Genomic DNA, 12,626 nt, shown 5'->3' with positions numbered 1-12,626 from the left:
CGCTGACGCTCGGCTCCATCGTTCGTATGGACGCTGTGCCCATGGTTCGTTCGCTGCGCTCTCTCACGACGCCGCCTCGCTGACGCTCGGCTCCATCGTTCGTATGGACGCTGCGCCCATGGTTCGTTCGCTGCGCTCCCTCACGACAGCGATCGTGTCATGGCCGCGCCACCGCACGCGGAACGGGTCGGTTGGCTGGGTCGGCGCGCGGCAGGTGCGGTCGCGCCGAAGGAATGGGACTCAGGTACGCCAGGCATCGAGACTGCGATTCACTCGTCGGACGGGTACACAGCGGCGGCGCCCGGGCATCGGTGGTCGGGCGGCCACACGTGCGTTATCGTCCTCGCCGGGCTCGGCATTGGCAACTCGGGCTACCCGCCGCACGCGGCCGGTCGCACCGCGTTCAGTCCGGTGGCCAGCGCGAATCTCGCCGCATAGGGTGTTCGGCGGGCACCTCGACCAGCACGATCGGCACCCCGTCCGGGTCGCGTGTCCACATCTCGATCAGGCCCCACGGTTCGCGCATCGGCGCGCGGTCGATCGGGATTCCCTTCAATGCCAGCTCGGCGGCCGCGGCCGAAACGTCGCGCACTTGTAGCCAGATCGCGCCCGAGAACGACGTGGAATCGCCCGTTCCGCCGTGCGCCGCCACCTCCACCAGAGACTGTCCAGCGAAGAAAACCATGCCGCCCGGATACTCGCGCGCAATGGCCAGTTCGAGTCCGTCCCGATAGAACGCGAGCGTTTCGGCATGGTTTGCCGGGCGCAGGATTATCCGACTACTCAGAATGTCCATTTCAGCCTATTTGTCTGGTTGTCAGAAGTGCCAGGGGTACGGGGTCCAGTCCGGCTTGCGCTTTTCCAAGAAGGCATCGCGGCCCTCCACGGCTTCATCGGTCATGTACGCCATCCGGGTGGCTTCGCCCGCGAACAGCTGCTGGCCGACCAGGCCGTCGTCGAGCAGGTTGAACGCGTATTTCAGCATGCGCTGGGCCTGCGGGGATTTGGCGTTGATGTCCGCGGTCCATTCCAGCGCAACATTTTCCAGTTCGTCGTGATCGACGACCTTGTTCACCGCACCCATCTGGTGCATTTCCTCGGCGGTGTACGGACGGCCGAGAAAGAAGATCTCCCTCGCGAATTTCTGTCCGACCATTTTGGCCAGATATGCGCTGCCGTAACCGCCGTCGAAGCTGCCGACATCGGCGTCGGTCTGCTTGAACCTGGCGTGCTCGCGGCTGGCCAGGGTGAGGTCGCAGACCACATGCAGGCTGTGCCCGCCGCCCGCGGCCCAGCCGTTGACCAGCGCGATGACCACCTTCGGCATGAACCGGATCAGGCGCTGCACCTCGAGAATGTGCAGTCGGCCCGCGCGAGCCTGGTCCACCGTGTCGGCGGTCTCGCCGCTGGCGTACTGGTAGCCGTTGCGGCCGCGGATGCGCTGGTCGCCGCCGGAGCAGAAGGCCCAGCCGCCGTCCTTGGGGCTCGGTCCGTTGCCGGTGATCAGCACGGCGCCGACGTCCGGGGTCATCCTGGCGTGGTCGAGTGCACGGTAGAGCTCGTCGACCGAATGCGGCCGGAACGCATTGCGCACCTCCGGGCGGTCGAACGCGACACGGACTGTGCCCTGCTCGATATGCCGGTGATAGGTGATGTCGGTCAGGTTCTCGAACCCCGGAACGGGCCGCCACAGCTTCGGATTGAACGTCACGCCTGTGATTATTGCCCCCGCTCTCGCGGCGGGTGCCAGCGACTTCCCGCGGCGGGAGTCAGGTCACCGGATTCTTCGACTTGACGGTGTAAAACTACGCGTTACCGTGCAGGTATGAGCGAGCGATTGAAACCGGTTATCGACCGGAGCGCGGTGGATGAAACCCGGTACGAGAAGCACGGGGGCTTTCCCAAGGTCTCCCCCGCGAAGATCGGGGCCAATTTCGGGCCGTTCGTCGAGGCCATGCGCACGCTGCAGGATCTGGCCGTTTCCGTCGCCGCCACCGACGAGGTCTTCGGCGAAGCGCTCACTCAGGCGCGTCAGTTGATCGATCTGCTGGAGCCCCACCGTGCGCCCGAACTGCAGGGACCCGCAGGCCGCGCCGTCGAATTGCCGGGGCGCGGCAGCCTTTTGCTGCTGCCGTGGCACGTGGCCGAGGCCGGTCCCGACGGCATCCGGATGACCGGCGAGTTCCGCCGGTTCCACCTCGGGGGCAACGGCGCGGCGCACGGCGGTGTCCTTCCGCTGTTGTTCGACGACCTGCTCGGCATGATCGTGCACTACGCGGGCAGGCCGATCAGCCGCACCGCGTATCTCCACGTGAACTACCGCAAGATCACTCCGCTGGAGACGCCGCTGACCGTGCGCGGCCGAGTCGATCGGATCGAGGGCCGAAAGACCTTCATCACCGCCGAATTGGTCGATGAGCAGGGCGATGTGCTCGCCGATTGTGAGGGATTGATGGTGCAGCTGCTGCCGTGGCAGCCCTGATCGGCGGGGTCGCCTTCAACTCTGCGCGGGTCCGCGCGCACGCGAGGCGGCCACGTAGCTGGGTGAGTACCGTGTGACCTCCCGCACCAGTGCGTATAGTTGCCACCGCTCGTTCATCGACATCGATCCGGAGGAACCTGAAAGTGGTTGCTGCACTGTCTGAATCCCTGCTCGACGAGGCCAAGCGCACGGCCTTCCTTGCCGACGCCAAGGAGGTTCTGGACGCCGAGGTGTCGGACAAGGGTGGTGCGTCTGGCCTGGCCGTGAAGGGTGGATACGCGGCGGTCAAGAAGATCAGCCCGTCGATCGTGCCGGACGCACTGGAGTCCTTGGCGCCCAAGCTCATCGCGCAGCTGGACCCCTTCTGGCAGGAGTACACGGCGAGCGGATCGGGTCAATTCGCCGATCTGCTGGTCGCCAAGTCCGACGAGGTCGCCGAGGCATTGCTCACGGTGACCGACCAGCGTGCCGAAGCCTCGACCCGTCCGGCGCTGCGCAAGGTCTACTCCTCGATGCGTTCCTCGGCGAAGAAGAACGTCATCGAAGCCCTGCCTCGGCTGGGTGACCTGGTCCAGCGGCACGCCAACTGATTTCGTAAAGCGCACGGTGTTGGATTGCAGCGCCTCCGGCGCTGCTTGTTCGCGGCCCCTTGATGGCTCGCGTCCGAGCGGCCGATGCTCGCGACTACGTCGCAATCGCATCGGCCGCTCGGACGCGAGCCGGGCCGCGAATTCTAGTGCTCGATCTCGCTTCGCTCGAAATCGGTGCTGTTGCCCACAGGCAGGGCTCGCGCGCCTGCGATAGGCACGGGCTTTCGCACGTCGCACGTCTCGCGTCGCACATCGATGGCAGCGCTGGTGTGCCGTTCGGTGTGACCGGGGTGACGGAGACGTTGAGGTAACTGTCTGCGAGGCTGGAGTCGTGAATCCGTCTACAGCGCAGGCGCACGTGGTCGTCGACGAACTCGCGCGGGGGGGTGTCCGGGACGTTGTTCTGTGTCCCGGTTCCCGGAACGCGCCGCTGGCTTTCGCTGTGCAGGCGGCGGATGCGGCGGGCCGACTGCGGCTGCACATGCGCATCGACGAACGGACCGCGGGCTTCCTCGCGGTCGGGCTGGCGGTAGCCAGTCGGCTGCCGGTACCGGTCGTGATGACCTCGGGGACCGCGGTGGCCAACCTCGGTCCCGCGGTGCTGGAGGCCAACTACGCGCGGGTGCCGCTGGTGGTGCTCAGCGCCAATCGGCCCTACGAGATGCTCGGCTCCGGCGCCAACCAGACCGTGGAACAGCTCGGTCTGTTCGGCAGTCAGGTCCGCACCACCATCAGCCTCGGCCTCGCCGAGGAAGAATCCGCGTCCGCCGACTGCGCACCGTACGGGCACCAGAACAGCCTGTGGCGCTCGGCGGTCTGCCGGGTGCTCGCCGCGGCCCGCGGCACCCGCTCCGGCAACGCGGGCCCGGTGCATTTCGATATCCCGCTGCGCGAGCCGCTGGTGCCCGACCTCGCCCCCGGCGAGTGCGCGCCCGAGGGACGCGAGGGCGGACGGGCCTGGACGCTCACCCAGTACGCGACGCTCGATGTGCCGCTCGACATCGACCTGACCCCCGACACGGTCGTTATTTCCGGCCACGGCGCCGGGCTCCGGCCGGAACTGTCCGAGCTGCCGACCGTCGCCGAACCCACCGCCCCCATGCACGGCCCCGCGCTGCACCCGTTGGCGCTGCCGCTGCTGAAGCCGCGCCAGGCCATCATCACCGGCCGTCCGACCCTGCACCGTCCGGTGGCCAAGGTGCTGGCCGATCCGAACGTCACCGTCTACGCGGTCACCACCGGGCCGCGCTGGCCCGATGTCTCCGGCAATGTGGTCGGCACCGGCACCCGGGCGATTGCCACCGGCGCATCGCGCCCGGAGTGGCTGGCGCATTGCCGTGAGCTCAGCGCGAGGGCGACCGAGGTGGTCCGGGCCGAACTCGCCGTGCACCCGAAGGCGACCGGCCTGCACGTGGCGGCGGTGGTGATGGACTCGCTGCGCGAGGGCGACCAGCTGCTGCTCGGCGCGTCCAATCCGGTGCGCGACGCGGCCCTGGTGTCCTACCCCCGGCCGGGTATCACGGTGCTGTCCAACCGCGGTGTCGCGGGCATCGACGGCACCGTGTCCACGGCCGTCGGCGCGGCGCTGCACCACGACGGCCGCACCATCGCGCTGCTGGGTGATCTGACCTTCCTGCACGACGCGTCCGGCCTGCTGATCGGGCCCGGCGAACCCCGCCCGGCCGATCTGACCATCGTGGTCGCCAATGACGGCGGCGGCGGCATCTTCGAGCTGCTCGAACAGGGTGACCCGCAATATGCCGGGGTATTCGAGCGGGTGTTCGGCACCCCGCACGGCATGGATCTGGCCGCGCTGTGCGCCGCCTACCGCATTCCGCACAGCCAGCTCGATCCGGAGCAGCTGGCCGTCGAGTTGGCCGGGCACGCACACGGCACGCGGGTGCTCGAGGTGCTCACCCACCGGTCGAGCCTGCGCGAGCTGCACGCGACGGTACGCGCCAAGATCGCGCCCTGAGTCGAGCTACTTCACCCGCGTCCGGATGGGCGCGGTCACGCGTCGAAGTCGTCGTCCAGTGGTACCGGGATGGACTGTTCGATAACATCGGCAGCGTCGGCGTTCAAGGCGTCCCGATCGACCGCGACGCCGATCTCCTGCTCAATGCCGGTGTCGGCGTCCGGATCATCCGGATACGCCAGGATGGATTGTTCAACGAGGTCGGCCTCCGGAACCTCGTCCACGACGCGGGGCGTGCTGCGATCGGCCATTCGTTCGCTCCTCTCCGCTGGTGCCTCCTGCGTGGGTTATCCACAACGGAGGTGGACAACAGTCGGACAGAGTCGAGGATGCTCCGGTCCGCGCGTTGCGGCAACCCCGCTGCTACTCATCGGTGACTCACTCGCCCTCGACTGCCCCCGAACTGTTCGCCGGATATTCCACCAGCGCCAGCGTGCGGCCCGACATGAACCGTGCGGTACGCACCGCCACTCCCGTCCTCGTCACTTCGCTGACCTCGACCACGCCCCGCGCGATGCGAACTTCCACTCGCCGCCCCGCCCGCGTTGCGGCCACTTCATAACTTCGAGACCCGTCGCCGAAGTCGACGACAATCTCTACACGATCGCCCTTCATCTCCCAATTCTCCGCTTTTCCAGCACTTTTCGCCGCTACGACTTGGTTGCGATAGGGCGGATCGGGCGGGTTCCATCGGGGCGCGAGATACCCCGGCGGCTCCGGCGATCCGTGACGGCACCGATGAATTCCAATGGCGCACGTCGTCTCAATGACTGGAGACGTCCGCTACCGAGGAGACTCGATGAACCCGAACTTCGATTTCGAACCGGCCGCCATGGCATTGGCAACGGTGGTCGGAGGCATCACCGACGACCAGATCACCGCCGCCACGCCCTGCGCCGCGTCTGCCGTGCGTGACCTGCTCGTCCACGTCATCGGACTGACCGAGGCATTCCGGCAGGCGGCAACCAAGGAGGCGGTCGGTCGGTCCGTCCCACCGACCGCCGCACCAGATACCACACTGCCCGACGACTGGCGAGCCATCATCCCCGCCCAGCTGAAAGAGCTGGTGGCGGCCTGGCGCGAACCAGCGGCCTGGGATGGCGACACCGAGGCCGGCGGCGTCACCGCGCCCGCGCCCGTCATGGCGATGATCGCCCTGGACGAAGTGGTCGTGCACGGCTGGGACCTCGCCCGAGCCACCGATCAGCCGCCGATCTACGACCCGGCGGACCTGACGATCCTGCTCGAATTCCTGCGTGAAACCCCACCCGAGGGCACCCCGGGCCTCTTCGGCCCGATCGTTCCGGTCCCCGCCGACGCCCCGGCACTGGACCGCGTAATCGGCCTCACCGGTCGAGATCCGGCCTGGACGCTGTAGCAAAATCGCACCCGCGCAACGTCTTTAACGAAGTCTGCCGATGCGACTACGAGTCGTGCTGGCCTGCTTCGATTTTGGCTCCCGCTACGAAGATGCCCGCCGTTGCGGCATTGGCTGCGGCTGCCGCGGCGGTGATCGCGGCGGCGTCGTCGATGGGGTCGCCGCTCGCCAGTAGGCGGTAGTAGAGCGGGGCGGAGACCGCGGAGAGGACGGCGCGGGGGTCGGTGCCCTCGGGGATTTCGCCGCGGGCGATGGCGGCGTGGACGCACGGAGACCATTCGGTGAGGCGGATGTCGTAGAAGCGGCGCAGGGCGGTGGCGGCGGTGTCGTCGCAGGTGACGGCGGCGATGACGGCTTGGAAGAGCTTGCCCTGGCGGGGGTCGGTGAGGGTTTTGGCCACCAGTCGGGCGTTGGCGGTGAGATCGCCGAGCAATGAGCCGGTGTCGGCGTGCGGCAGCGATTGTTCGGCCATGTCCACGAGTAGGTCGGTGACCAGGCCGGTCGAGGTGCGCCAGCGGCGGTAGGCCGTGGTCTTGCCGACCTCGGCTCGCGCCGCGACCTCGGCCAGATCGAGGTGTGCGAAGCCGCGTTCGGCGAGGAGGTCGCCGGCGGCTTGCAGCACGGCCTCGCGTACCCGTGCGGTGCGCCCACCCGGGCGGACCGAGCCTGGGGCGACCCCTTCAGGCGGCATAACGGAACTCCAGTTTCATTTATCGACGAAGGGTGTTGTAGCGTCCCCATTGTTAACAGAACTGTAGACCCTTTAGGAGTCATCATGGAGTACCGGCGGCTCGGCGCATCAGGTCTGCTCGTCCCGGCCCTGAGCTTCGGCGCAGGCACCTTCGGCGGTCGGGGAGCGCTCTTCAGCGCCTGGGGCGACACCGATGCCGAACAGGCCAGGCGCCTGGTGGACATCAGCCTGGAGGCGGGCGTCACCATGTTCGATACGGCCGATGTCTACTCCGACGGCGCGTCCGAGGAGGTGCTCGGCGCGGCCATCAAGGGGCGGCGCAATCGGCTACTGCTGTCCACCAAGGCGAGCCTGCCGACCGGACCCGGCCCCTTCGACGCGGGTTCCGGCCGGACCCGGCTGATCAGCGCGGTCGAGGGTTCGCTGCGCAGGCTCGGCACCGACTACCTCGACCTGTTCCAGCTGCACGCCTTCGACGCGTACACCCCGGTCGAGGAAGTCCTTGCGGCGCTGGACGATCTGGTGCGCGCGGGCAAGATCCGCTACCTCGGCGCCTCCAATTTCGCGGGCTGGCAACTGATGAAATCCCTTGCGGCAGCGGATCGGCACGGCCTGACCCGTTACGTCGCGCACCAGGTGTACTACTCGCTAATCGGCCGCGACTACGAGTGGGAACTGATGCCGCTCGGCCGGGACCAGCGCGTCGGCGCAGTCGTCTGGAGCCCGCTCGGCTGGGGCAGGCTGACCGGCAAAATCCGTCGTGGCCAACCCCTTCCGGACGGCAGTCGACTGCACCAGACCGCCGAGGCAGGCCCGCCGGTCGACGATGGAAAGCTCTACGACGTGGTCGACGTCCTCGACGAGCTCGCCGCCGAGACCGGCAAAACCGTCCCGCAGATCGCGCTCAACTGGCTACTGAGCCGCCCTACCATCGCCACGGTCATCGTCGGCGCCCGTAACGAGGAACAGCTGCGCCAGAACCTCGGCGCCGTCGGCTGGCAGCTGTCCGCCGACCAGATCGCCAGCCTCGACAAGGCCAGCGCCACCACCCCGCCCTACCCCTACTACCCGTACTACCGCCTCCCCGACTTTGCCCGGCTGAATCCGCCTGCGGTGTAGGCGAAGTGCGGAGCGTAGACACCAGGGGTCACGTCGGGACGCTCGTGGCCGTGATCAGTAAACGTCGCGGACGTAACGCCTTTCGGCGACCAGCTGCTTCTTGAAGGCCAACGCACCGTCTTCATCGAGCTTCCCGTGAATCTGGGCGATCCGCAGCAGCGCGTCGTCCACGTCCTTGGCCATGCGGGTGGCGTCACCGCAGACGTAGAAGTGTCCGCCGTCGCACAGCCAGGACCACAGCTCCGCCCCGTGCTCGATCATCCGGTGCTGCACGTAGATTCGTTCGCGCTGGTCGCGGGAGAAGGCGAGGTCCAGGCGGGTGAGGAAGCCGGAGCGGAACATGTCTTCCAGTTCGGCGCGGTAGTAGAAGTTTTGGCTCGCGTGCTGATCACCGAAGAACAGCCAGTTGCGGCCCGTGCTGCCGAGGGCGCGGCGCTCCTGCAGGAAGCCGCGGAACGGGGCGATTCCGGTGCCTGGGCCGACCATGATCATCGGCGCGGTCGGGTCGAGCGGCGGCCGGAAATGCGGGGCGCGGTGCAGGAAGATCGGCACCGCGGTGTCGGGATCGCTCACCCGGTCGGCGAGGAAGGTCGAGCACACGCCGCCGCGGCGGGCCGCGGATCCGGTCGCGGCCGGGTCGCCGTAGCGGACGACGCTGACGGTGAGTTGCACCTCATCCGGGCTGACCAACGGGCTGGAGGAGATCGAATACTGGCGCGGCTGCAGCTTTTTCAGGGTGCCGAGCCATTCGACCAGATCGGCCCGCACCGGGAAGTCGCGCAGCACGTCGACGGCCTGCCGGTCCCACAGGTAGTTGTCGAGTTCGTTGCGATTGTCGCGGCGCAGCAGCTTCGCGAGCTGATTGTTCGGATTGCGGTCGGCAATGAAGGTCAGCAGGTCGTGGCCGACCCGGGTGATGTCGAAGCGGGTCCGCAGTGCCTCGGCCAGCGGCAGGTCTCGGTCGTCGACTTCAATCATCCGGCGACCGTCCAGTCCGGTGGCGCCGAGCCATTCGGCGACCATCGACTCGCAATTGGCGGGCCACACGCCCAGCGAATCGCCGACCTCGTACCCGGCTTCCGCGTCACGCAGATCGAAGCCGAACTGCCGCACTTCCTTCGGTGATCCGGCGCGGGAGAGCGGCTCGTTGCGCACCAGCGGCGCGGCCACCGGGGCGTTACGGGTGAACGGCGCCGGTTCGACGCGCTGGCTCCGGCCGAGCGCGGGGGCGGCGCGGGTCAACACCACGGTGTTCAGGCGGCCGGGGCGCGCGTTCGGCCGCGCGGGCAGCCGAACTCCGCTCGGACCCGGATCGTTCGGTGGTGTAACGCTGTCGGGCGCATCGGCTTCTGCGCTGCCGCCGAGGACGGCGACGATATCGTCGAGCCAGCGTGCCGCAGGCTCCTCGTAGTCGGGTTCGTTATCGGCGCGCGGAAGCAGCCGTGTCGCATCGTATTCGGCGAACTTCTGATCCAATTTGCGGCCGTGTCCGCAGAAGTCGTCGTAGGAGGAGTCACCGAGCGCGAACACCGCGTAGCGCATGCCGGTCAAACGGATCGCGCTGTTGTCCAGTCGGTTCCAGAAGTCGGCGCCGTTATCGGGTGGGCCGCCGTCTCCGAAGGTGCTGGTAATGACCAGCACATCGCCGGTCAGCGCACTCAGTGCGCAGGAGTCCATGTCGAGCAGCCGTGGGAGGTAACCGCATTCGACCAGTCGGGTGGCCACCGTGGTCGCGAACTCTTCCGCATTGCCGGTCTGCGAAGCCCACAAAATCGTGATGGGTAGCTCGGCCGCAACGTCGTCGGCCGGGGCGGTGACCGCCGCGCCACGGGAGTACATGCCCGCGAGCAGCCCATCGATCCAGAGCCGACTGTGCGCGGACAGCGGCGCAGCCTCGGGTAGCACCGGCAGTCCCGTCACCGGAACCGATTGCAGCGTAGTGAGATATCCGGCGAGATAGATCCGCTCGGTCTCGCTGAGCATCGGCGGCGTGCCCGCATCCAGCCCGAGCATGACCGCCAACGGGTGGGCGACCGCGGCGGGTCCGGTCAAAGTTTCGATCGTGGTGGTGGCTTCGGGCGCGGCGGGAGATTCCCGCTGCGGGACCGGCGCAACCCGGCGCAACGACACCGCGCAGGCCTTGAATTCGGGCTGCAACGATGCCGGATCCACCGCATCGTTGGTGACGGCATTGATGGTCAGGTACTCGCCCTGTTCGTCATTCCAGTGGAACGGCGCGAAGCAGTCGCCCGGTCGCACCCGATCGCTGATCTGCGCGGGCAGCACCGCTCGTCCACGGCGCGAGGCGATTTCGATCTGATCATCGGCCCGAATGCCGAGCCGCCGCGCATCCTCCGGATGCACTTCGATGAACGGCCGCCCGTTCAACTTGGTCAGCTTGTCGATCTTGCCGGTCTTGGTCATGGTGTGCCACTGGTGCTGCAAGCGGCCGGTATTGAGCACGAAAGGGTAGTCGTCGTCGGGCATTTCGTCGGGCGCCAGGTGCGGGCGCGGCCAAAATACCGCACGGCGGCTGGGCGTAGCGAACGCGAGCCGGGGTCGGTTGCCCGTCTCGTCGACGAAAAGCTCTTGGCTGACCCCATCATTGAGGTAGCGGATCGGATTGCGCCGTTGGCCGGGCTCGGCGCACGGCCACTGCATCGGCCCGTTCCTGAGCTGGTCGAAGCTCATGCCGCGCAGGTCGTATCCGGTGGCGGAATTGGCGAACCGCCGGGTCTCGGCGAAAACCGCTTCGCTGGAGCCGAAATCGAAGCCGTCGAACCCCATCGCGGTGGCCACCTGGGCGATCAGCAGCCAATCCGGGCGGGCCTCGCCGACCGGATCGACGGAACGCTGCAGCAGTGTGACGTTGCGTTCCGAATTCACCATCACCGCGTCGGCTTCGGCCCACAGGGTGGCGGGCAGCAGCAGATCGGCATAAGAATTGGTCGCGGTCTCGGTGTACGCATCCTGGGCGATCACCAGCTCGGCCGTTTCGAGTCCAGCGATGACCGTCTTCCGGTTGGCCACGGTGGCAACGGGATTGGTGCAGATGATCCACGCGGCCTTGATCTTTCCTTCCGACAGCCCGCGGAACATCTCGATGGTGCCCGGCCCGGCCTCGGTGCGCAGTGTGCCGGGCTCGACCCCCCATGCGGTTTCGACGAAGGTGCGGTCGGCGGGAGAGAGCACGCTGCGCTGCCCGGGCAAAAGCGGCCCCATATAGCCCATTTCGCGCCCGCCCATCGCGTTCGGCTGACCGGTGAGCGAAAACGGCCCGCTACCTGGACGGCTGATGGCGCCGGTCGCCAAGTGCAGATTGCAGATCGCGTTGGTGTTCCAGGTGCCGTGGGTGGACTGGTTGAGTCCCATCGTCCACAGCGTCATCCATTCGCCCGCCCCGGCGATCCAGCGTGCGGCGATCCGGATATCGGCCTCGGCCAGGCCGGTGATCTCGGCGACCCGGCCCGGCGGGTAGTCGGCGAGGAATTCGGGCATCGCCGCCCAGCCCTCGGTGTGCTCGGCAATGAATTCCTGGTCGATATCACCGTTTTCGACGAGCAGATGCAGCAGCCCGTTCAACAGGGCCAGATCGGTCCCCGGCGCGATCTGGAGATACAGGTCGGCGCGCGCCGCGGTGTCGGTGCGCCGTGGATCGGCCACGATCAGCTTCGCCCCGGCCTTGAGCCGGTCGACCATCCGCAGGTACAGAATCGGATGGCAGTCGGCCATATTCGCGCCGATCACGAAGAACAGGTCGGCATGCTCGAAGTCGTCGTAGGATCCGGGCGGCCCGTCGGCGCCGAGCGACTGCTTATACCCCGTTCCGGCGCTGGCCATGCACAGCCGCGAATTGGCCTCTATATGCACGGTCCGCAGGTATCCCTTGGCCAGCTTGGTCGCCAGATACTGCGCTTCCATGGACATCTGGCCCGAGACATACAGCGCGATCGCGTCCGGCCCGTGCTCGTCGAGGATGGCGCGCAAACGGGCCGCAGCCTCCTGCACGGCCTCGTCGACCGGGACGGGCACCGGTGTCTGATCGCGCGCCGGTCGACGATACGCGGTCTCCATCCGCCCCGGTGTCCGCATCAAATCCAGGTGTGTGGCGCCCTTGGTGCACAACCTGCCCGCATTGGCGGGGTGCAGCTTGTCCCCGCTGACCGTCGCGATGACCGGCGCACCGGTCGCGTCGGTCCGCGTCTGCACCGTGATACCGCAGCCGACCCCGCAGTATGAGCAGGCCGTTCTAGCGACGCCCGCTGAGCCACCCGTCGCTGCATCCACCATGACTCCGATCATGGCGACCGTCGGTTGCAGCGCATTTACCCAGCGTTATCACCAGATGACAATCGTCCTCCCGGCAGAAAACGGAGGCGGTGAGATCCAGG

At 67.5% G+C, this 12,626-nt stretch carries 11 protein-coding genes; 5 read left to right on the top strand and 6 right to left on the bottom strand.

The genetic code is table 11. The features are described 5' to 3' along the window. Nucleotides 1-403: 403 nt before the first annotated feature. Nucleotides 404-796, bottom strand: a complete 393-nt coding sequence (locus ACV7NQ_RS13025) for a VOC family protein (RefSeq protein ID WP_463359872.1) — start codon at nucleotides 794-796, stop codon at nucleotides 404-406. Nucleotides 797-817: 21 nt separating this feature from the next. Then, nucleotides 818-1,711: a 1,4-dihydroxy-2-naphthoyl-CoA synthase gene (locus ACV7NQ_RS13020; protein WP_463359871.1), complete on the bottom strand. Its 894-nt coding sequence runs from the start codon at nucleotides 1,709-1,711 to the stop codon at nucleotides 818-820. 114 nt (nucleotides 1,712-1,825) lie between these two features. Between ACV7NQ_RS13020 and ACV7NQ_RS13015 the strand changes: the two genes are divergently transcribed. The 3 genes from ACV7NQ_RS13015 to menD all read left to right on the top strand — a co-directional run bounded on the left by ACV7NQ_RS13015 (nucleotide 1,826) and on the right by menD (nucleotide 5,047). Next, nucleotides 1,826-2,482 (top strand): PaaI family thioesterase, encoded by a 657-nt coding sequence (locus tag ACV7NQ_RS13015; RefSeq protein WP_463359870.1) that lies wholly within the window; start codon nucleotides 1,826-1,828, stop codon nucleotides 2,480-2,482. Between the two features lie 143 nt (nucleotides 2,483-2,625). Beyond that, nucleotides 2,626-3,072 carry a DUF6918 family protein gene (locus tag ACV7NQ_RS13010; RefSeq protein WP_463359869.1) on the top strand — a complete coding sequence of 149 codons (447 nt, stop codon included), beginning with the start codon at nucleotides 2,626-2,628 and terminating at the stop codon, nucleotides 3,070-3,072. Between the two features lie 331 nt (nucleotides 3,073-3,403). Next, on the top strand, nucleotides 3,404-5,047 hold the full coding sequence (menD, locus tag ACV7NQ_RS13005; protein WP_463359868.1) for a 2-succinyl-5-enolpyruvyl-6-hydroxy-3-cyclohexene-1-carboxylic-acid synthase: 1,644 nt from the start codon (nucleotides 3,404-3,406) through the stop codon (nucleotides 5,045-5,047). 35 nt (nucleotides 5,048-5,082) lie between these two features. Here menD and ACV7NQ_RS13000 read toward each other — a convergent pair whose 3' ends face one another. Both ACV7NQ_RS13000 and ACV7NQ_RS12995 read right to left on the bottom strand, forming a co-directional pair. Further along, nucleotides 5,083-5,298, bottom strand: a complete 216-nt coding sequence (locus ACV7NQ_RS13000; protein ID WP_463359867.1) for a hypothetical protein — start codon at nucleotides 5,296-5,298, stop codon at nucleotides 5,083-5,085. 127 nt (nucleotides 5,299-5,425) lie between these two features. Further along, nucleotides 5,426-5,662, bottom strand: coding sequence for a hypothetical protein (locus tag ACV7NQ_RS12995; RefSeq protein ID WP_463359866.1), 237 nt, complete (start codon nucleotides 5,660-5,662; stop codon nucleotides 5,426-5,428). Nucleotides 5,663-5,846: 184 nt separating this feature from the next. Here ACV7NQ_RS12995 and ACV7NQ_RS12990 point away from each other — a divergent pair, with 184 nt between their 5' ends. Then, the gene (locus ACV7NQ_RS12990; RefSeq protein WP_463359865.1) at nucleotides 5,847-6,425 is read left to right on the top strand and encodes a TIGR03086 family metal-binding protein; all 579 of its coding nucleotides are present in this window, start codon (nucleotides 5,847-5,849) and stop codon (nucleotides 6,423-6,425) included. Between the two features lie 46 nt (nucleotides 6,426-6,471). Here ACV7NQ_RS12990 and ACV7NQ_RS12985 read toward each other — a convergent pair whose 3' ends face one another. Further along, nucleotides 6,472-7,116 (bottom strand): TetR/AcrR family transcriptional regulator, encoded by a 645-nt coding sequence (locus ACV7NQ_RS12985; RefSeq protein ID WP_463359864.1) that lies wholly within the window; start codon nucleotides 7,114-7,116, stop codon nucleotides 6,472-6,474. A gap of 84 nt (nucleotides 7,117-7,200) precedes the next feature. Between ACV7NQ_RS12985 and ACV7NQ_RS12980 the strand changes: the two genes are divergently transcribed. Then, a complete protein-coding gene (locus tag ACV7NQ_RS12980) occupies nucleotides 7,201-8,235 on the top strand; it encodes an aldo/keto reductase (protein ID WP_463359863.1) in 1,035 nt (344 codons plus the stop codon). Between the two features lie 54 nt (nucleotides 8,236-8,289). Here the strand turns inward: ACV7NQ_RS12980 and ACV7NQ_RS12975 are convergent, their stop codons facing one another. After that, entirely contained in the window at nucleotides 8,290-12,537 is a 4,248-nt protein-coding gene (locus ACV7NQ_RS12975) for a molybdopterin-dependent oxidoreductase (protein WP_463359862.1), read from the bottom strand. Between the last annotated feature and the right edge of the window lie 89 nt (nucleotides 12,538-12,626).

It is taken from the genome of Nocardia sp. Tas62D01, from assembly GCF_055232035.1.
The sequence above is the reverse complement of the archived record's forward strand: the minus strand, read 5'-3'. Positions and strand labels throughout refer to the sequence as shown.

Bases quoted from the DNA above. Each gene is read 5' to 3' on its own strand.
- ACV7NQ_RS12985 (WP_463359864.1), bottom strand. From the start codon at position 7,116: ATGCCGCCTGAAGGGGTCGCCCCAGGCTCGGTCCGCCCGGGTGGGCGC.
- ACV7NQ_RS12980 (WP_463359863.1), top strand. From the start codon at position 7,201: ATGGAGTACCGGCGGCTCGGCGCATCAGGTCTGCTCGTCCCGGCCCTG.
- ACV7NQ_RS13000 (WP_463359867.1), bottom strand. From the start codon at position 5,298: ATGGCCGATCGCAGCACGCCCCGCGTCGTGGACGAGGTTCCGGAGGCC.
- ACV7NQ_RS12990 (WP_463359865.1), top strand. From the start codon at position 5,847: ATGAACCCGAACTTCGATTTCGAACCGGCCGCCATGGCATTGGCAACG.
- ACV7NQ_RS12995 (WP_463359866.1), bottom strand. From the start codon at position 5,662: ATGAAGGGCGATCGTGTAGAGATTGTCGTCGACTTCGGCGACGGGTCT.
- ACV7NQ_RS12975 (WP_463359862.1), bottom strand. From the start codon at position 12,537: ATGATCGGAGTCATGGTGGATGCAGCGACGGGTGGCTCAGCGGGCGTC.
- ACV7NQ_RS13015 (WP_463359870.1), top strand. From the start codon at position 1,826: ATGAGCGAGCGATTGAAACCGGTTATCGACCGGAGCGCGGTGGATGAA.
- ACV7NQ_RS13025 (WP_463359872.1), bottom strand. From the start codon at position 796: ATGGACATTCTGAGTAGTCGGATAATCCTGCGCCCGGCAAACCATGCC.